The 20,946-nt window shown below is 61.9% G+C and carries 8 protein-coding genes; 5 read left to right on the top strand and 3 right to left on the bottom strand.

The window, feature by feature from the left end:
- Positions 1 to 23: 23 nt before the first annotated feature.
- The 3 genes from ACZF5Y_RS04435 to ACZF5Y_RS04445 form a co-directional block, all read right to left on the bottom strand.
- A complete protein-coding gene (locus tag ACZF5Y_RS04435) occupies positions 24 to 1,160 on the bottom strand; it encodes a DNA-methyltransferase (RefSeq protein ID WP_497534615.1) in 1,137 nt (378 codons plus the stop codon).
- A 154-nt stretch (positions 1,161 to 1,314) separates the two neighbouring features.
- A complete protein-coding gene (locus ACZF5Y_RS04440; RefSeq protein WP_497534616.1) occupies positions 1,315 to 2,241 on the bottom strand; it encodes a helix-turn-helix domain-containing protein in 927 nt (308 codons plus the stop codon).
- 234 nt (positions 2,242 to 2,475) lie between these two features.
- Positions 2,476 to 4,368 (bottom strand): CLIPPER-2 domain-containing protein, encoded by a 1,893-nt coding sequence (locus ACZF5Y_RS04445; protein WP_497534617.1) that lies wholly within the window; start codon positions 4,366 to 4,368, stop codon positions 2,476 to 2,478.
- A gap of 832 nt (positions 4,369 to 5,200) precedes the next feature.
- Between ACZF5Y_RS04445 and ACZF5Y_RS04450 the strand changes: the two genes are divergently transcribed.
- The 5 genes from ACZF5Y_RS04450 to ACZF5Y_RS04470 all read left to right on the top strand — a co-directional run bounded on the left by ACZF5Y_RS04450 (position 5,201) and on the right by ACZF5Y_RS04470 (position 20,780).
- A complete protein-coding gene (locus tag ACZF5Y_RS04450; RefSeq protein WP_497534618.1) occupies positions 5,201 to 7,528 on the top strand; it encodes a sensor histidine kinase in 2,328 nt (775 codons plus the stop codon).
- Positions 7,525 to 8,199: a hypothetical protein gene (locus tag ACZF5Y_RS04455; RefSeq protein ID WP_497534619.1), complete on the top strand. Its 675-nt coding sequence runs from the start codon at positions 7,525 to 7,527 to the stop codon at positions 8,197 to 8,199. Before ACZF5Y_RS04450 ends, ACZF5Y_RS04455 begins: the two co-directional genes overlap by 4 nt.
- A gap of 574 nt (positions 8,200 to 8,773) precedes the next feature.
- Positions 8,774 to 11,017: a sensor histidine kinase gene (locus ACZF5Y_RS04460; RefSeq protein WP_497534620.1), complete on the top strand. Its 2,244-nt coding sequence runs from the start codon at positions 8,774 to 8,776 to the stop codon at positions 11,015 to 11,017.
- Between the two features lie 444 nt (positions 11,018 to 11,461).
- Complete coding sequence (locus tag ACZF5Y_RS04465) at positions 11,462 to 15,259, top strand: DUF7927 domain-containing protein (protein WP_497534621.1); 3,798 nt, start codon at positions 11,462 to 11,464, stop codon at positions 15,257 to 15,259.
- A gap of 1,285 nt (positions 15,260 to 16,544) precedes the next feature.
- Positions 16,545 to 20,780 carry a DUF7927 domain-containing protein gene (locus ACZF5Y_RS04470; RefSeq protein WP_497534622.1) on the top strand — a complete coding sequence of 1,412 codons (4,236 nt, stop codon included), beginning with the start codon at positions 16,545 to 16,547 and terminating at the stop codon, positions 20,778 to 20,780.
- The last annotated feature ends 166 nt before the right edge of the window (positions 20,781 to 20,946 follow it).

Consider the following 20,946-nt stretch of genomic DNA (forward strand, 5'->3'; position numbering starts at 1 on the left):
GGGTAGGTAGGGAGAGAGCAGCGCTACACCTCCAGCCGCGAACGAATCAACGGAATGAACGACGGATCCTGCTCCACGCCGACCACCCCGTAGTGGGCTTCAACGGCCGCCTGCAACGTCGTCCCTGAACCGGAGAACGGCTCAAGCACCAACCCTCGCGGAGGGGTGATGAGCGTGATCAGCCAACGCATCAGCGCCAGCGGCTTCACGGTCGAATGCGAGACCCCAAACGCACGGGGCCGCTCTTCACGACCTGGTTTGTGATCGAAACGGAAGGTCGGGAACTTCCGCGACAGCGAATCGCCCTGCCAGGTGCCCGTCAACATGTCGAGCGCGTCGGCCTGCCCCTGATCGAAAACGACATTCGTCGGCCACCGATTGTCTGCGAACCTGCCCCCGTCGATGTTGATGGCACCGACGTCATGCTGGAGAACATTGCTGACGACGGTGCCTGCGAGTGGTTTCCGGGCGATGATGATCGGCTCGAACGCAGGCCGCAGCGCGGTACCCCACCCGTCCCATCGCTGGGCGTCGTCGGTGACCGGGGTGCCTTTGGATACGACGGTGCGGGTTGCGCCGAGCACCCCGTCATGGTCGGTGGTCTGCACGATCCGGTCGGCGCGATGTGCACCATGGTGCTTATCGATCGCGTGCGCGAGGTCCATGCTCTTCGGCATCCCGGTGGTGTGCAGCCACGCAATCTGGTCACGGATCTCAAACCCTGCATTCTCGATTCCGCGCACCATGCGATGCCACGTGCGTGCACCACCGAACGCTGCAACATACGCGCCAGGCTTCAGCGCGTGCAATGCTCCTGCAGCCCACGCCGTGCACCACGCTTCGAACACTTCCGGTGCAGTCATCGCAGACGTGTCCATGTGTGGGAGGGATTCACGGAACCCGGACGCGTCGTCCCAGGAGTGACCGTTAAAGCTCAACCCATAGGGCGGGTCAGTCACCATCGCGTCAATGCTCGCCTCAGGCAGGAGCGGGAGGAGCTCGACAGCGTCACCGAGATATACGGTGGCCTGCTCTTCGGCTATGACCGGGGCAGGTAGTTCGGCGAGCCTCGGCGCGGGCGGCGGTGTGGGGTCTGGCATGGCTGGTGGCTCCCTGCTGTTCGGGGCCTGTCCGCCTTCGTGTGCGACGAACAGGATCACCCAGCAGGTACGGGCCATGCAGACGGCTATACCGCGACACAACCCCACCGTCAGAATCAAGCCAGCTGCGCTTGCCTCACTCGAACCAGCCACCCTGAGTCGATCTAGCTTCGATGATTCCCCGTGCTCTCATTCCTCCACACACGATCGGCAATCAACGAGTTTGAGGCGACGCTTGCTCTGTTTGTCTAGTCGGATCGCGGCGGCCCCGATCGGTCAGTGACTGTTTGCGTAGTAATTCCGAAGGTGGATGACCAAACACTGCACGGTACCCGCGCGTGGCGAGACTGGGGTCGTGCCACCCGACTTCGCGCGCCGCCTCGCTTATGTTCACATCACCTCGCAGGAGGAGATGATGCATATGCAGTGCGCGCGCTTCACGCAGATACTGCGATGGCGGCATTCCTGTCTGCGAGACGAACAACCGCGTCAACTGCGAGGGAGATAGTGACACGATCTTTGCCAGCGATTCCACCGTCCATCGAAAGGCGAGGTCGTCCTCCAGATATCGGATCGCGTCGAGCAACTCGGTTCGGTAATGCCCGTAACGGTCGTGACCTTCGGAGACTGGCTGGAGAAGCGCGAAGACGTTTGCCAGGCGACCCATCTGGCGCAGCTCATTGCCACTTGCTGCCTGCACTTGAGCCAGTGCGAGCAGGTGCACGCGAAGCTCAGCGCTCTGCGCTGGGGTGTAGTCAACTGGCTGGGGTGTGGACGACGCAAACAGCGATTCCAGAAACTGGGCACTGCGAGGGAGCCATCGCAGCTGTTGCTCCGCGAAGTCAGGGCGGACGTAAACGGCGATCGTCTCCACGAAGATCGACGGCACGCCCCTGTACGTCTGATCAGCTGGTAGAAAGGCCATCTTTCCCTGACTCAAAGCCACCGTGCCCTCGGAGTGGAAGATCTCCGTTTCCCCCCGGCTGACGAAGACGAGCTTCATCTCGCGGCACTGAGTCGGACCCACACCGCGGGTTGCTCGCGCGCGCTGAACGAAGAATGGTGTGTGTCGCGGTGTCGTCGGTTCGCTGCGGGCTGCCTGTAGGTTTCTGGCTGGCTCCTGCAAGTTCTGCTCAGACACGATCGGAGTGATCCTCACATTGGCTCTCATACCGCGCTCCTTTTGGATGCGAGTATCAGAACGCAGCGGAACCAAACACATAACAGGGACAAGGTTTCAAGGTTGGGGAATGTGAGTTAGATTCTTCGACGTAAATGAATGTCTTCGGGTCGGGGTGGGGCTTAGGCGCCGCCGGAAATGCAAAGGAGGGAATACACGGACTGCCCGTGTATTCCCTCCTTTGCCTCTAACGAGTTAGGACTTGAGCCCTGCTCGGCGTGCTGCCATCAGACCCAGGCCAGCGAGAAGCAGCAGCGCAGCTGCGCCAGCAATGTAGCCGATGCCGTCACTTCCACCTGTGGTCGCCAGGTTGCCCGTCGGGTTGGACGACGGGACAGGCGGTGCGGGCGTGACTGTCACGACCTCTGCGTCGGCCTCGTCGCTCTCCACCGGGTTACCCATCGGTGTGGAGCCTGTGGCGGTGGCCGTGTTCGTTAGCGTGTCGCCGGTGAGATCGGCCGCCACGACGGTGTACACGGAGGTGCAGGTGATGCTGTCGCCGGGCTCGAGGTGCTCCGCCGGGCAACTCGGATCAGGAAGCTCGCCCGCGCCGCTGAACTCCTGCTCCTCGATTGCGATGTCGTCGACCTCAATATTGCCGGTGTTGGTGACAACGAAGGAGTAGGTGATCTTCTGCCCGACCTCGGTGGCCTTCTCAGTGTCTGCGCTCTTCTCCAGCGACAGTTCCGGAGCAGCCGGGTCGATGGTGACTTCTGAGGTGTTGTTGGACTGGTCGCCTCGGTCGCTGATGGTCACTACGTTGGTGACCGGCTCGGTGCCGGTGACGATGACGTCATACACGAACTCGACGCTGGCACCTGCAGGAAGACCTCGCTCGCGTTCGGTCGCCGGGGTGTCAGGGTCGGGGCTGGTGACGTCGACGAGGTCGTAGGCTTCGATCCCGGTCGCGGGAATCGTCTCGCCCACGGCGGGCACCGACGTGTCGAGCCCGTCGACCGAGACGAGAGTACCGCCGGTGGCGAGATCGTCGACGATGCTGACGGTGTCACCGATTGCCATGTCATCAGCACCGCTGTTGGTGACGAGAACCGAGTAGCGCACGGTAGCGCCGTCCTCGTAGACGGGGTTCCCGACGACTGTCTTCGTTACTGCGAGGTCGTATTCGCACATGATCCACTCGAAGGTCACGAAACCAGGGAGAGTCAAGCCGTCAGCGTCGCGGTTCTTTGCCAGCTCAAGCGAGGCTGCGGTGATCAGCGTGGAGTCAGAGGCGAAGCTCGACCCGCCACCGCCGCCGGCACCGCCGAAGTAGAATCCGCCGCCGCCGTTGTCCCCGTCGGTGGCAGCGCCACCACCGCCACCGAAGTAGCCGCCACCGCCACCTGCACCGGAGTCCCAGCCGTTGTCAGCACCGCCGGTGCCACCCAGGAACGCCGAGCCTGGGACTGCGTCCCAGTTGTGGCCGGGCTGTTCCGGGTCGGTCTGGCTGCGTGGATTCGTACCGGCTGCGCCGCCGGTCGTGGATCCACCCTTACCCGCACCTGGTGCGGTTGCGGCTGCGTTGGGGTCGTTCTCATCGATGATGGCACCGAGGTCCTGCCCGTCGGTTCCATCGCCACCGGGGAACACGATACCTCCATCGACGGCGATGCCGGAGGCGAGATCGAAGCCTCCATCGCCGCCGTGACCGGCGTCCGGGTTGTGACCGCCTCCGGTCCCACCGCCGCCCGCGGCGAGGAGAAGCAGATCACCATCGAAAGCCAGTTCGGTGAAGCCGCCGCCGCCAGCACCGCGATGTCCGCCCGCACCGCCTTCGCCGCCGCCGGGGAGACCCGCGCCGCCGCCGTTGTCTCCGTTCCCACCGACCTGACCGGTGAGCACTTGACCCGCACCCACGTTAAGGTGCGCAGTGATGAGACCGCCAGCGCCGTTCGCGCCGCGCATTTCACCTGGGTTGTCCGGGTCGGGCTCAAGTTCCCCGTCCGAGATGGCCAGGCCGCCTGGCGCGCCGGCGAGAGTGACGTTTACGCTGCACACGCCGTCCGGAACCGTCTGTGTGAAGGCGCCAACGTTGGAGATCGTCGTCGTATCTGCGTCTTCCGCCGGGGCAGCTGATGCTGCGCTCATGTTCAATGCTGGCGCGATGAGCGTGATCGCTGCCGCTCCTGCCAATGCCAATAGCGGCAGGCGTCCACGCCGTTTCGCCGCCGAAGTATTGATTTCCATCCTTGAAAGTTCCCTCTCCTCATGAATGATTCGGTACCGCAGCTCACCAGTTACTGGGTGGGGCGGGAAAATTCGCACCATGCGCCGAAGGGAAGGACAATCTCCCCATGCACTTACGTTATGGAACAGTACCGACCGTGGGCGAGCAGCCAGCGGGAAATGACCCCCGCACGGGGATCAGGGCGGGCAGGTTGCCTGCCTGATGCCCATGGGAGCGGGGTGGGGGCGAGAGGGGAGCCCGCACCCAACCCCGCATCGGGGAGGGAATATCGCTGGGGAGAGGGCGATATTGACCTGCTGAATTGAGACCGAATCAACGCTCGAACCTTAGCTCCTGCCCGAGTAAACCAAGCTCACGCTCAGTTGGTCAGAAGTGGGCTCGCTCCTCAGTGATGCCTTCGGATCGTCGTATCTGGTCTCGCGTACAAGTTGCCTCAGAACACAGTACTTGGCAACACCATCGTGAGTTTTGTCCCCCGTAAGGGGATCGCCGCCGGAGATCAAACATGCTGTCGTTGCATCAGTACGGCGTCGCTACCAGAAATCTTTAGGATTTCGGCTCGCTCAGTGTGCTCGGTTCCGATGGAGTAACACTGAACGTCCTCTCGATGCTTGTGAGCGCGGCTGCTATGGTCTGTCCTGGCGGTCCGTGATCGCCGACTTCCTGGCACCTCGCGAGCCAGTCGACACTTCGGACAAGTTCCGTCTCGTCGTAGAGCCTATGAACTGAACCATGAAAACACGCATCGCGCAGACACTCACCCCCTTGTGGACAGATCTGCATCCGCACGCATCGGGATGGGCGTCGCGTGCCCTAGCTGCTTCGATCCGTCGGACCGTACTTGCAGGCGTCGCCGGATGGCAGCTCATCATGGCGGTGTCCACGCTCCTGTCGGAAGGAACCTCCGCTGGGCTGCTGATTACCGCCGAGGTAGTCCTGGCTCTAATCGCGCTCCTGCTGATGGCTACCGAACGGACACGACACCTGTGGATCGTTCCCACAGCGATGGCTTCCCTCGGAGTCGCCGGGTGCTTCGTTACCGGGGAAATTGGGTCGGTGCTCGCGTTTACGTCCTTCTGGCAGATCACGTTCGCAACGTTTGCTGCGGGACTTCTGCTGCTTTCCCGATGGGTCGTCCCGCCCGTGTTGGTGGGAGTGGTGACCATCAGCATGCTGTTGCTGGAATATCTACCTGAGTGGGGTACGCAGCTGGCGGGCTCAATTCCGGTGACTCAAACATCTATCATTGTCGCGCTCAGGCTCGGACTGCCGATGCTGCTCCGACTTGCTGTCCGAGCAGACGACGAGGAGGCCGCCGCGGAGCGGGCACGTGATCACGCTGAGATTACCCATCGTGTCAGCGCGCATGTCGCGGAAGAATCACGGATGCTGCATGACACCGCGATTAATACACTCAGCGCGATCGCGACCGGTGGAGCCAGTATCCAAAACACGCAGCAAGTCCGGGACGAGTGCGCTCGAAACCTTGCCGTGCTGCGAGGTCTGCGTGGGGAAATAGCCGCAATTAACGACCCCGCGTGCGCTTTCCAGGAGCTTCTTGACTATCCCGGCCTCCCAATCCGTCGTGTCGGGCTTGACGATGGGGCCCTCCACAAGCTTATACGCGAGTTGCCTTCTGGCTCAGTCGTCGGCATGATGCGGGCGATGCGAGAGGCGATTGTCAACGCAAATAAGCACGCTGGAGCGACCCGCATCGAGATTAAAGTCGCTCGCGTAGGTCGCGATCTGCGCATCGAAGTCCATGACGACGGCGTCGGCTTTGATCCGACCACGGTCACAGCCAGAGGGCTCACACACTCGATCTCCACGCGTGCCGATATCTTCGGGTTCACTGCGTCGCTCAACTCGTCGCGGGGTGCGGGAACCGCTATCACTCTGACCGCGTCACCAGACGCCCCGGACCGGACTGACTCGCTCATCCCAACCGACGAATCCGTCGATCGTGTTGTCGCCGGGCTGCACCGACAAGCGGGGCTTCTCTGGGGCGGCGGTGTCACACTGGTAACCGTCCTGATCATCCTCCTCCGCACTAGCCATTACCAGAGCCTGTACCCAATGAGTTATGCCCTCTCCCCGATGATCGCGGTCATGGCGTTGGCGTGGATCGCTGTAAAGGCGGCGCGGCCAGGCGCGTGGCAGTGGTGGGGCAGACTCGGTCTGATCCTGGCTGCCGTGATCGTGTTCCTCTTCTCCGCTGCTGCGACCTCTTTCGGCACCGCTGGAGCCGTCCACTGGCATGTCCTTGCCGCCACAGCCCCAGCAGTCCTTCTCCTCTCCACGCGCCCATCACTTCGCTGGTTGTGCGTCGCTGGAGGATTATGGGGGTTGACGGTCGGCGTGGTTGCAGTGCTCACCTGGCGGTCATCGGAGACGGGCGCAGTGATTGTCGTCATCGCCGGAGCGTCTGCAGGCGCTTTCAGTTACGTCTGGTTGCGATTCATGCGACGTATCACCGCCCTGAGTATCGACGCCGCTGCCGCCCAGCAACGCACGCTTCGGGCGCAACGTGCTGCTGCAGCTGACCGTGCTGCTCAGGACACGTATCGGCGCTGGGTCGACGCCGGGCTCGACTCCGCAGCAGAACTTCTGGACGCCATCAGCAACGGAACACGAAGCCCAAATGATCCGGACACACAAACAGCCTGCGGTCGGGAAGAAGCCTATCTACGACAACTCATCCTCGTCAGCCCTGAACTCGTTCACATCGGGCATACGGCTATGCGCGCACTGCGCAACGCACACGAGAGCGGCATTACCCTTTCTCTCCGTCTCGGTGGTCAAGATGCCCCCGACGAAGACACCGCCCGTTCGCTCTCCAAAACCCTCACAGACGCCATTCGTTCCGCCTCCCCGGGGCAGAAACTGACGGCCTCCGTCTTTCCAGTCCAGAACGGACTCCAACTCACACTGGTCGAAAGTCCCGAAGGCGCGCCGGAAGCTTCCGGCAATATCCGACAATTTACCTATCCGACCACACGCGATGACTCCGCAGTCACTGCACCTACCGCACCCGTCCTAGAAGGAACACGAAATCCATGACCAAGAGGAGCCCCCGCACTTACAGGGTCGCAATCATCGAAGACCACCTGCTCCAGCGGAACCGCACCGAAGAACTGATCCGCGCACAGGATGATTTCGAACTCGTATTCAGTGGGGAATCCAGCCCTGAATTCATGTCCTGGCTCGCCTCCAGCAGCTTTGAACTGCGTCCCCATGTCATCATCCTGGACCTCATGGTTGAACGCGCGCCGAGCGTTGATGTTGCAGTCGTCGAATCGCTCCTCTCCGAGGGACACCGCATTGTCGTTCTCTCCGCGCTCGCCTCCCCACCTCTCGTGCGTAGCATCGTGCAGGCCGGTGTCACCGCAATCGTTGGGAAACGTGACACAGAAGAGGATATCCTCGCGGCCATACGCGCTACCGTCCGCGGACAGGAATGGGTCACCACCGAACTCGCGGCCGTTATCGCCGGCGACCCCGACCGACCCAAGCTCAGCATCCAAGAAGAACGCGCTCTCGTGCTTTATGCCACCGGCCTCTCCCTAGACGAAGTCGCTGCCGCCATGAATTTGCAGCCCTACACCGCCCGCCAGTACATCAACCGGGTCAAGTCCAAGTACACCGCCGCTGGAATCCCGGCCCGCACCAGACTCGATCTCGGCCGCATTGCCTGGGCTGACGGATACATCGAACCCACACTCAATATCTAGAGAACAACGCTTTGGCGACACGAGCAAGCCCGTCCTGTTTCCCGAGCAAGCTGGGCCACGGATGGGTGCACGTGGCGGACCCTGTTGACTGCCGAGGAGCTTCACACCGGCACCGGCACGCCGTTCGACCCAGTCGCGGTCCACACCGACATCGACGACACCGTCCGGACAGCGGGTGTCGAAAGTACCGGCTCAGCTACCCGTGTGTCCACGGTGCCGGATCGTGACGGGAACCTGACTGCGACCGGTGTCATTGCCCTAACCACACTCAGCGCTACTGACGGGGAGCACCAGAATATGCACGGGATCGAACAGCCTCCTGATGCCTCGCCCACGAACTGGATACAACGAGGGGATGCCGGAATTACGCATCTTACCTATCAGCGCTGATCACCGAGCTGCAGTGACGGCTTGATCTTTCGAAGATGGGCATGCAGTTTGGCCGTAGGCTCATCGTGTGACGGTGAGCGGACGTTTCCTTCGCGGCGTGAACACACATGGACGCGACACTGCTCATGGCTTCCCTTTTGGGCCGACCTCACCGTCCGCGGGAAGCAGTCTCGTCAGGGATGCCATGCAGCAGGCAGTGCTACGAGGGCTTGCCGTATGGCAGGTATTCATCATCCTGGCTATTCTTGCCACGCCAATCTCACGATTGACGAGCGTTCTAGCGATCACGGCGCATGTCCTACTCATGCTGGCCTGCCTATGCTGTGCCCTTCGCCGGTGGACTGCGCTGCCTATCGTGCTGGTGAACTTTGCCATCATCGTCATCGACTACGCCATTGCTGAAGACGCCACCACACCGCTGGCGTTTGCGGCCGTGTGGACCGCGATATTGACTTGCGCCACTCCCGTTCTCATCATGCGGAGTGGATTCGCGATGGTCACCAGCGCTGCCGCAATCGTGGCTCTCACCGCCGCCCAGATCATCCTCTGTCCCGATTGGCCCCCTAGTACCCGGCTGATGTTCGTCGCCGCCTCGATCATCCTCACATGCGGAGTGCCCGCCTTCATCCACTCCTTGCGACACGCTGCGCACCGAGCCGACCTCCAGTCTGGTCGTGCACGACAAACCCGTCACCAGGAACGACTCGTCCAGCGCACCGGACGCGAGATTGCCGAGGACGCACGGATCCTGCACGACACCATCATCAACACGCTCGGCGCGCTCTCCCGCGGCGCCGCCACCCGCACCGACCCGCACATGATACGGGCACGATGCGCCCACGACGTCGCCGTGATCACTGGACGCGCCCAGGGTGAACCGCGCCACCATCCCGGATTTGGTCTCGACGAACTCAGCGCAAGTGCAGGAATCAAGATTGTCTCCCCGCACTCATCAGCCGATGACCTGAGACGGCTCGAAGCGCTCCTTCCAGATGAGGTCTCGGACGCGATTGGTCGCGCCATCCGAGAACTGGTCAACAACGCCGCTGCCCACGCTGACGTCGACCAGGTCACTATCGACGCCAATATCCATGACACTCGCCTTGTCATCACCGTCACCGACACCGGGGTAGGTTTCGACGGCCGTCTGGTACCAGGTAGAGGGCTCGCCGAGTCCGTGTTTCGCCGCTGCGAAGAAGCGGGCGTCGCTGTCACCTTGCGCTCCGCCCCGGCACAGGGCACGACCGCGACACTCAACTACCCCCTCGGCCCCACCACCGTGCCTGATCCCATGGCAAACTCGACTGATCGACTCGACGCGACCGTGATCGCTCGTGTCGGATGTTGGGCGTGGGCGGCCGCGATCCTCGTCAGTGACCTCGCTCTTTCCTTCGCTCGGTCTGAACACGTCACCCTCCCTGCTCTCGCTACGACCGCCGCAGTAGGCGTGGTCACCCTTGTGAGTTGGTCAAGTAGTCGCGCCGGCAGGTACCTCCCCGCGTGGCTGACCGTTCTCGTTATCGTGATCGTGCCCGCCGTCTTCACCATCTCCCTACTTGCGACCACGTCGCACGGCGCATCCCTCGTCGAACTGCAGGCCGTACTGTTGACTGTGCCGCTGTATATCTTGCTCGTCACCAGACAGACGCCGCGCGCTCTCGGCGCTGCACTCATCACTTTGGGGATTACCGTTGCCGCCCTCAGCTACGTGGTTCCCCTCACCCGTCCCGAGCTTGCCTTGGTTCCGCTGATTGCCGTGTGCCCCCAGCTGGGTCTCTTCGCGGGGCTGCACGCTTTCCTAAAAGTGCTGACCTCCATCGTTGCCACCTATGAAGGGCAGCGTCGTGCCGCCCTTGACGCTGAAGGCAACATCATTGCACGTGTCGCGCTCACCATTGCCCGCGACCGGTGGATCCACGCCGGAGCCCGCTCCGCAACGGCTCTTCTTGAACAGATCGCCACCGGTCAGGCCGACCCATACGACCGCAGGATTCAGGCCAAGTGCGCGGATGAAGAAAGGTATCTCCGTCAGCTCCTCACCCTCGACAGCGAGTTGCTCCACCTCAGCCCCTGGCTTGCATTTGCCTTGGCGCAGGCCCGCGCGCGTCAGGTTTCCTTCCACATACGAAGCGGCACCATCGACGCTCCTGACGCCGACACAGCTCAGGCTTTCGGCTGCGCCCTGCTTGCTGCCATTGACGCCTGCTGCCCGTCCGAAAGTCTCTCGGCTGGACTCTTTTCGGAAGAAGGCCACCAAGTCGCCCTCATCCTCGGCCCGCTATCGATCGCCGCGTCAATCCAGCGCGTCACAGACGCGAACCGTCACGTCATCCAGTATGAGCCTCTTACCACGCAAGCTCTCATCACTATCCGCCCTCTCCGGGCCGGACACACTCACGAATCCACCGCCGAGGAAACCACCGGATAGAAACCGGGACATCTCTGTCGGTCGTGCGAATGGCGATCGACGCGGGCATGCGCACTCAGCCTCGCGTGGCCAGTTCCTCACGCACGATGGAAGGGGACAGGCGGCTTGATCCCCGCCGAGGGGTCATTTCGCGGATTTGTTGGCTTTAGATGTGGCCTCTATTCGAGTATAAAAATGGGCCGTTGTGCAGATCCTCCAAGGGTCATGCCGGGGTGGAGTAGGAATCTCCGAGCGGTCCAGGGTGCCGCGCATATCGTATGCCGCGCTGACTGTAGTCCGCATATCCGGGAGAACGCTTTGAGACATCGCCTCTGTCTGACGGACATCAGACAGCCACAGTCCGCGGCCAAAGGCTTTTGATCGAGAAGCAAAGGAAAGGAACTTTCGATGACGTCTTTAACCCAGAGCGGGAGAAAGAGGCTGCTGCGCACCAGCAGTAGTCTCTTGGCAACCGCATCCGTAGTGGCCGCATCCGCGGTCGTCGCGATAGCCGCATCACCAGCGCATGCCGCTACCACGGACCTGGTGGTCGACTCCCTCGAGCACGCCGCACCCGAGGGCGAGTTCGGCGTTGACTGGACCTGGGACACGCTGCCCGCCGGTGAGCGCACCCTGTACGCGGCCCTCACGCACGCGAACTCGCTTCCGGCGAGCCCGGGCGACGACATCACCATCGCCTTCGACGACGCGCTCTCCGGCAACATCGACATCTCCGGCGCGGCCATCAACACCCGGATGAGCGATGACAACATCGGCGCGAGCGGAACCACCGTCGACTACCTCGGCAACGGAGCGTTCTATCAGATCGACGCTCAGCAGCCGGTCACGATCGACTTCGGCGGAGACGTCGGTCTCGACCAGCCCTCGGACCACAACTACGCCGGGTTCCTGGTCGACTCCGACGACGTCACAATCGAGAACTTCCCACAGCTGCGCACCGGCGCCTCCGGTGTCGTGGTCGGTAACGGCGTCAGCGGCACCACCGTCCGCAACGGCTCGATGGTCGAAGATGGCATCCTTATGGAAACCGGCATCGGGATCCTCCCGGGTGCCCGCGATGTGACCATCAGCAACGTCACGATGCAGAATCTCTTCCGCTTCGGGGTCTTCTTCGACCGTACCCCGGACGCCGCCGTCGACCCTGACACTGCGATCAGCGGTGTCACAATTGATGGGCTCGACACTTCCGAGACTGCCGAATACGGTGACATCTGGTTCGAACTCGACTCGATCGTCAGCGACGTCACCGTCACGAACTCGCAGTTCAACAGCCCCGAGGCTGTCGCAAACGTGGGGATCCAGGGCGGAGCGCACGTCACGGACATGATCGTGACGGGTTCATCTTTCACCGGGCAGAATGATCGTGCGAACTTCTTCCAGTACGGTGGCGGCGCGACCACGAATCTTCGTGTCATCGACAACTCGTTCACCGACGGCCGTTTCGTGTGGGAGGACACCGGCGGCGCTGGCGCACTGCACACCGGCCTCACCTTCGAAGGCAATCTGTTCCAGGAACAGCGCTCACACGTCCTGGACTTCAACAACTCCCGCTACACCGGTGTCCGTGTCGTTGACAACGACTTCCTCAACACCTATAACGGCGCGGACGCGACCGTGTGGCTCGGACTCGATGCCGGCACCCACCACGGCGAAGGCGGCAACAACCTCATCGAGAAGAACCGATTCATTCAAGAACCGGACTTCTTGGACGCCAACCCTTCCGCCGCCAACAAGTGGGCCGTCTTCAACGACGCGCGTGCCGCCAGCGCCGGCGACCACACCGGGTGGGCCATCGTTGAGAATCATGTGGAAGGATACTTCGGCACCACTCAGGCTCCGATCTCCAACCTCGACATCGGACGCACCACCGTGTGGGGCAACACCTTCGGCCGCGGCACTCGCGGCAGTGTGGACGAGACCGAGTCAGAGGCTGGAACGGCCTGGTTCGTATGGAACGAGTCGGGTCTGGCCAACAACAAGATCCAGACGTGGCGCGTGACCGACACCCAGTACGCCGGCCAATCCGTCACCGTGACGGCGGCGTCGGTCGACCCGCTGTCCGGCAACAACGCCGAAAGCCAGCCGGTGGAGATCCACGCATACTGGACGGCCGATGACAAGGCCGAGGTCTACCTGGGCAAGTTCCCCGATACCTATAGTGGAACGGCGACCCACACCTTCGCCGATGTAGACTCCGCCCTCCTCCCGGATGGAGCGGCTCTCGCCGACGGCAAGGTTCGAGTGCAGATCATCGATGCCAACGGCAATTCCTCTCAGTATTCTGGCCTTGGCGAGGTCTCTACGCCGTCGGTGCCGGGAACGTGCGAGGCTCCTGTCGTATGGGAGGAGACCTTCGGCGCGGGAACGGGGCGTGCGCCGCTCGACGACGGGTTGACCACCTACGCCTACCAACTGACCGGACCGATCATGGACGGCAGCTATGCTCTCGTGCATGACCTCGCCGGGGAGAACGCCGGTGATTTCTGGCACGCAGGGCCCGATCACACCGGTGATGAGAACGGTCGCAAGATGGTAGTCAACGCCGATGAGAATCAGTCGGGTGCCTTCTACACCACCCAGATCGATGGTCTGGTTGCGGGAGAGCGCTACTACTTCTCCGGTTGGGTCGCCAACGCCGGTGCCACCGGCGCGACGGTGCCCGTGAACGTGAAGTTCGCGGTCCTCGATGCCGACGGCAACGCCGTGCTCGATGAAGCGAACACCGGTGACCTGCCGGCCATCAACACGCTCCACTGGGGCCAGTACGGTGTCGTGTTCGAAGCGCCGGCGAATGGGTCGGTGACCATCGTCGCCTCCAACAACGGCCTCGGTGGAGGCGGCAACGATCTCTTCATAGACGATCTCAGCTTGAGCGTGTACTGCCCCGGCCTGGATCTGGTGAAGTCTGCGGAGATCACGACGGACAACGGTGAGCAGGGTGCCGCCGATGCCGGTGATGTGATCACTTACACCTTCACGGTCGAGAACACTGGGAACGTCACTCTTGAGGACGTCACGGTCAACGACCCGAAGGAAGGCCTCTCGGAGCTCACACCCGCAGGCCCGGTCACCCTTGCCCCCGGCGAGGATACGGTGTTCACCGCGACGTACACCGTGACCGAGGAGGACGCGGCAGCGGAGGAGATCACCAACACGGCCACCGCAACCGGCGTCGGCCCCGACGGTGAGATCACCGACGAGGACACCGTCGATGTTCCTACCACTCCAAGCGTAGGAGTGCTGGACGACTGGAAGACCGTGAGCCCGGCCACCGGGTCGACGCTCCAGCCGGGTGAGACGGCGACGTACACGCTGCACTTCACCAACACCGGCAACGCGCCCGTAACGGTGAACCGCGACGACGTCCTTACCGGAGTCCTCGACGATGCCGAGCTGACCGGGCAGCCTGTCGCCTCCAACGACGCGCTGACCGTGTCCGACGTCGCCGATGGTCGCCTCACGGTCACTGGTGAGCTCGCCCCCGGCGAGGACGCCACTGTCACCTACCAGGTCACTGTCCGCGAGGACGGACAGCGCGGTGACGACCGGCTGGGCAACTTCCTCGTCCCCGCGGGTGAGGAGCCCCCAGCAACCTGCGCGCCAACGGATCCGGAGCGCCCGGACTGCACCGTCAACCACGTCTCCGATGTGGCCGTGGCAAAGTCCAGCGACCCGGCCTCGGGCACCGAGGTGGAGCCGGGTGAGAGGATCACCTACACGGTGACCTTCACCAACCGGTCCACCAACGTGGACGCTGCGCCGGTCACCGTCGACTACACCGACCACATGGCCGGTGTGCTCGACGACGCCACCCTCACCGCCGGCCCTGTGGTCTCCGACGAGAACCTCACGGCCAAGGCCGAGGGCGACACGATCCGCATCACCGGTATCGTGCCCACCGGCGCGGAGTACACGGTCACTTACACGGTGACGGTGAACGCTTACGACAAGCAGGGAGACCGTGCGCTGAGCAACATCGTCGCCGTCACCGGTGAAGAGCCGGTCTGCGTCGAGGGCTCCCCGCTGTGCACCCTTCACGAGGTTTCTTCGCCGCCGGCACCGGTGGACCCGGAGGAGCCGAATGGATGGCTGCCGACCACAGGTGGAGAGATTTCCGCGACTGTGATCATTCTCGCCCTGCTGCTGCTCGGCGTGGGAGGCGGTATCGTCCTTCTGAGTCGGCGCCGCAAGTCTGTCGCTCAGGGAACCGATCAGGAAGTCTCCATCGATGAACTGATTTAGCCTTCCGCTGCCGGACCTCGTTCGTATTGGAGATGAGGTCCGGCAGCACCAGAGGGCGCCCACGCTAGTACCACAGCAGCGTGTCTCCCACCCGGATACTCATTCTCATCGTGTCCGGATCCGGCCCCGTCAGCTACCCTCACCAGCTGGCGGGGCCGGAGTCCTCCCCACACCGATACCTGCATGGTGAGTCCCGCGTTTCAAGCACGCTACCCATATCCAACCTCGAGGCTTTCGCTGATGACCGCGCGGGCAGCGACTGTGATCTGAGCGTTCAGCAACCAGCAGGAAGAGGGTTTCATCTTGATTGGCAGCCGATTAACTCTTTCCATCACGACGTTCATGCTTCCTGGATCGTCGATGCCGGACAGTCTGAAACTGTGCTCCGCGGCCCTCGCTATACCGTCGTCGACTATGTGCTGCAGGTGATCTCATTCACTGGTTGCGCAGACGCTCTGTGCCATCCTGCACCAAGATGTTCGCGTCCGAATCACGCCGACGCAACCTGTCCCGGTTCTACTCAGATCCTGACAGGCAGCGTCAGTTATCTCTCGCGGCGTAAGAGAGCTTTGCTAGAACGGTCGTTTCCGCGACCGCTCTCATGGCAGGTGTCAGCCGGCGCAGTATGGCTTTTGGACCCGCTTCGAGTGCGGAGTCCTTTCGGCAACGGGTCCGCAGCCAGAGCTTCAGTAAATGCATACGCGGACCAACAGCGTCGCAGGCCTGTGTTCCACACGCTTCCTACTTCGCGTACGTCGTCAAACAAGACGTAATTCATGGCCCAGACACGTCCGTGATCAAGGACGGGGACCCGTAACGCGAGACTTTACCTCGGCCAGATCCGGGGCAGATGTTGGCGGAGGAATTCAAAGCGGCGAGTATGACTCGATAGGCCCCATGGTCGGAGAGTCGGGCATCGTCTGGATCTGCCGTGAGACTGGCATGTGTGAACTTCCAGGCTAGTGGACACCCTCCACGCTCAACAACGCCGTTCGCAGGAAAGTCCTAGCTGATGCATCTATACAAACACATCCTTAGCCGCACTGATCAAAGCACTTTTGAGTACGCCATCAATGACCCCCGTGCGGGGGTCATTTTCTCCAGGGGCATACGCCGGGCCCTGTTCTCGGCTCAGAATTGCATGTGGCGTAGATCCCTAATCGATTTTCGTCAAGCTCGCGCGTTTCACTCAAGTGTGCCAACACGATCGGTGGCGCAAGAGAAAACGCGCCTCACACATCATGATTCATCGGGAGCCTGTCACATGCCTTCGAACACTCGAGCCATGCGAGCAACGCAAACCCAGCGAAGTCGCTTTCTTGTTGCGCTGCTGGCGGCATTCGCGCTTCTCTGGACACTCGTTCCTGGTGTAGCCTCGCCCGCCTACGCAGCCGGTGGAACTTTAAATCTGACTCTCGAAGCGGTGAATCCGACAGTGAAGTCGGGCGAGGGGGCAAGCTTCCGGGTGCAGTGGAACTGTACCGGTGCTGGCACCTGTGACGGTGGCCGTATCGAGGTGCCGGTGCCTGCGGGGATGCCCGGATCGGACGCGTTCCCAGACGGTGTTCCATTGACCATCACAAGTCAGAGTGGCATCGCGGGTGGTACGGCGAGCGTGGAGGGGACCGCACCGAATCAGGTGCTGGTGTGGACGTTGCCTGCCGTCGTGAATACGGGTGCCTCGGGCACCGTGTCCTTCACTTTGACGCCACCGAACTCGGTGACTCCGGATGGCGCGACGATCACTCCGGTCGCGACGTTCACTGCTACCGGGGCAACATCCGTGACTGCGAACGCTGATGGGGCTCAGCAGACTGTGGTGGAGTCGGCGGTGTCGCTCAAGACGGTGAAGAGCCGCACGTTCCCGACTGACGTGCCATACGTCGATCAGCAGGTGACTTACCGGCTCCTTGTCGGCTATGAGGAACAGTTCGGTGCGAGCGAGAGCGCATACGTGAAACGTATGCGTGATGTGTGCGAGGCGGTGGGGACTCAGGCTCTTGAAAACCTGACGCTCGTCGATACGCTCGAGCCCGGTGCTGAGTTCGTGTCCGCGACGATGGGAGGCGTGTACGACGCTGGTTCAAACACCGTCACTTGGGAACTGGGGTCGTCGATCAAGGATGCAGCACCCTACGCGTGCAACCTTGTGAGCTCGGATGCTGCGTTTGTGCAATGGAATGCCCCTGAAGTGACCGTTAAGTATCCTTCCCCGGATTTTGAGGCTGACCCGAGCGCGACTGCAGTGACGAACTCTGTGGTTGCAACGGCAAATGCGTGGGGGCAGCCCGACGCCACCCTGTCGTCTGACTCTGAGACTTCGCACGGTCTTCGCGAAGGCAGCCCTGGAGCGACCGTGGCTAAGGGGCCCGGCTACGACTGGGCAATTGGAAACCCTCTCTACCGCGGCATTCCTTCAGCGGGTAGTTCTCTGTACACGCTGACTGGCACCTCGACTGATAGCAAACCTGCACGCTGGCAGTTCGTTGACATGATGCCGTGCGAGTTGACATCCCCGACCGATGCGAACGATACCGATTGCGCGACTCCGGGTTTCATCAACCTGAACTTCTCCGCCGACCAGTACCTGCCTGAAGTAGACGTGAACTGGACGACGAACACCGGAACAACGGGCGTGTGCACGCTTCCCGCAGGTACGTCGGTGACGGATAACATGAAGCGATACTGCACCGGCAGCACCAGCAACCAGGCAGCACCCGGTGTTCCTGCCGGCGAGTGGATCACGAAGATCGAAGTCGATACCGAGATCCCCCCATACGGCGGTGGCCGCATCTACATCCACGGCACTCCGAACCCCGACCTCACAACCGACAACGTGGACACGGAGTACCTGAACCCTGACCTTGATGTCGAGCGTACAGATGTGCACCCGAACTTCGTGACGGTGGAGAACTGCCCGATCAGTAACACCATCACCTTCGAAGACGGTCACGTGTGGAATCCGCCCCAGCCACAGCTGCGAGGCAGTAACGGCGGGATCTGCGGATACCGTCAGGTGATGACCGAGCCGGTGAATCTCAGCCCAGTGAAGTCGATGTATAACCCCGACCTTCCCGGTACGCCTCCCGCGGTTCCTTCCGTGCAGACCGGTGAATCTTTGACGGTCGACCTTGCTATCGAACGGTCGAATCGTGGGCCTGCCAGTGTCTATAACACGTGGACGTTCACGCCGACCTTGACAGAGTATCTCCCTGCGAACCTCACATTCGATCCCGATTCGCTGCAGATTGTTCCCAATGGAACTGGAGCTGTCCACGCCAACTTCGTAGCCAGACTCGGAGATCCTGTTGTCGATATCGAAACTGTTGACTTCGCTGGAGAGGAGCGACAGAAGATCACGATTACGTTCCCGGACGCGAACATCGAGCCAGGTATGCGAACAGGCGGGCCTTCCGCATTTGCGCGCTTCCAGGTACAGGTGAAGCCTGGAGTGGCTGCTGGAACCTACGCGAACAACTACCTGTTGACCGCAGAAGAAGCAGGCCCGGATATCAGCGAGACGTACCTGAACTGCACGACGGGCACTATGGTCGATGCCAGCCTCAACGCGACCACTGATCGTAATGAAGCCATCGGCTGCTTGGCGCAATCGCGCTACACCGTTCTCCCGACTCCGGGCGCGATGGTCGAGAAGACTGTGCAGGGGATCTACGACGCCGACCCGGTCGACGCCCCCGGCACCGGGTCGACCACGATCGGTGGCGACGCGGTCTACCGTCTGAACGTCCAGAACTCTGGATCAGTGGATATCCGAAACGTGGTCGCATACGACATCCTCCCTCGCATCGGTGACACGCTGACCCTGCCCGCGGCTTCAGGCGAAGCGCGCGGTTCGGAGTTCCCCGTCACCCTGCGCGGTCCGGTTGACGCGCCTGCCGGGGCGACAGTGCAGTACTCGGGGAGCGAGAACCCCTGCCGAGGCGACCTCGCCGGAACCGGCGGAGGCACAGTTGAAAGCGCTCCTTCCGGTTGCGACAACGACTGGGATACAGCGCCTCCGTCCGGGGATTACGCACAGGTCACCGCGATTCGTATCGATTTCGGCTCGCGTGTTTTCGCCGCCGGTGAAACTGAGCAGATCACACTTGACGTTCGAACGTCCGCAAGCGAGGGCGCGCTCGACGGTGTGGCATGGAACAACGCAGCAATCGCCGCACGCGAGGCCTCTTCAGGGAGCGCTACCCTGCCGATCGAGCAAACACCCGTTGGTCTGCAGATGCTCCCTGACCTGAGTTGGTCGAAGACCGATGCTGCAACGGATGAGGTGCTCGGAGGGTCGGAATGGTCTCTCGACACGGCAGAAGGAAACGACGCGTCTGGCTTCCCGAAGAGTATTGAGGACTGCACTGGCGCACCGTGCGACGGGCCGGACCAGGATCCTGCCGCAGGCCAGTTTAAGGTGACCGGGATTCAGTGGGGTGAGTACACGCTCACCGAGACGACAGCACCCGAAGGGTATGTGCTCCGTGAAGACGCCATCGACGTGAACCTCACGCCGGAGAACGTCGACGAAGACACGCTCGCCATTGAACTGGGCGAGATCGGGAACGTCCTCCAGCAGGGCGAGTGGACACTGTCGAAGACTTCTGACCCGGCATCGGGATCGGTGGTTGCCCCCGGAAGCGAAGTTACGTATACGCTGACCGCGGCCAACGATTCCAACTTCCCCGTGAGGAACGTCGTGGTGACTGATGATCTGAGCGACGTGCTGAACCACGCCGAGTTCGGTGAGTTCACCCAGGACGACGACGGGAAGGCGTCTCGTGCTGGAAGCACGATCACGTGGAACGTGGGTGAACTCGCTGCTGGTGAGACGCGCACGGTCACATACTCGGTAGTGATTCACGAGGACGCGAAGGGTGTAACGATCCGCAACGTCGCGACGGGTGACGGTGATGAGCCGCCGACGGAGTGCGCTCCTGAAGAGCCGTGCGAGACCACGCACGAAACTCCTGCGGAGTGGTCCCTGTCCAAGACTTCTGACCCCGCTACGGGGAGCGAGGTCCAGCCTGGTGACACGGTCACGTATACGCTGACCGCGGTGAATGCTTCGGAGGGAGCAGTCGCTGATGTTGTAGTGACCGATGACCTGAGTGATGTGTTGAACAACGCAGAGTTCGGTGAGTTCGTGACTGACGATGGCGGGCATGCGTCTCGTAACGGGAACACGATCACGTGGAATGTGGGTGAGCTCGCAGCGGGAGAAACACGAACCATCAGCTATACAGTGACCGTGAACAACGACGCGCACGCGGTAACACTTCGCAACGTTGTGACCGGAGATGGATCGATCCCCCCAGGCAGCTGCGTGCCCTCCGAACCCTGCGAGACAACGCATGTGACGCCGGAACCGCCTGCCGACACGACTCCTGATGGTCCCTTGGCTACAACAGGCGGTGGAAACGCAACAATAGCTAGCGGCGCAGCATTGCTCCTCCTCCTGGCAGGCGTGGTTCTCCTAGCGCATCGTTCACGGCGGAGCTCCGCCGGCACCCAGTAAGAATAGTCAATCACGTCAAGTGTGGGGCGTCAGCGGTATTCACGTTGCGCTAACGCTCCACACTTACCGCGGGGACATCGGCTCGAATGACGCTCTACCTGTCATCGACGAGATCTACACGGAACGTACCTGATTCATGCGACGGTATCCATCAGAGTCATGAATG

The sequence above is a fragment of the Leucobacter sp. WKLB1 genome (genome assembly GCF_059696215.1).

Coding starts and splice junctions, on each gene's coding strand:
- ACZF5Y_RS04460 (WP_497534620.1), top strand. CDS start 8,774: ATGCAGCAGGCAGTGCTACGAGGGCTTGCCGTATGGCAGGTATTCATC.
- ACZF5Y_RS04450 (WP_497534618.1), top strand. CDS start 5,201: ATGAAAACACGCATCGCGCAGACACTCACCCCCTTGTGGACAGATCTG.
- ACZF5Y_RS04445 (WP_497534617.1), bottom strand. CDS start 4,368: ATGAGCGCAGCATCAGCTGCCCCGGCGGAAGACGCAGATACGACGACG.
- ACZF5Y_RS04470 (WP_497534622.1), top strand. CDS start 16,545: ATGCGAGCAACGCAAACCCAGCGAAGTCGCTTTCTTGTTGCGCTGCTG.
- ACZF5Y_RS04455 (WP_497534619.1), top strand. CDS start 7,525: ATGACCAAGAGGAGCCCCCGCACTTACAGGGTCGCAATCATCGAAGAC.